General features: G+C 47.7%; 1 protein-coding gene. It reads left to right on the top strand.

Translation table 11 applies throughout. From position 1 onward, the window contains the following. On the top strand, positions 1–218 hold a 218-nt coding region (locus Q1B11_RS20390; RefSeq protein WP_299735855.1), incomplete at both ends, for a transposase.

Below are 218 nucleotides of genomic sequence, written 5' to 3'. Positions count from 1 at the left end.
GGCAAAGCCCATCGGGTGCTCGATAATATTGAGGCCATAGGTATCGACGAAGTGGCGTATCAGCTGGGTCATAAATACCTGACAGTGGTTTATCAGATTGATCGGGAGTGTACACGACTACTGTGGATTGGAGAGGAACGCACTGAAGCCACTATCCGCCAATTTTTCACATTTTTGGGTGCAGAGCGTTGCCAGCGATTAAAGTATGTTTGCTCTGA

The organism is uncultured Endozoicomonas sp., from assembly GCF_947495845.1.
In the GTDB taxonomy this organism is placed as follows: domain Bacteria; phylum Pseudomonadota; class Gammaproteobacteria; order Pseudomonadales; family Endozoicomonadaceae; genus Endozoicomonas.
The sequence above is the reverse complement of the archived record's forward strand: the minus strand, read 5'-3'. Positions and strand labels throughout refer to the sequence as shown.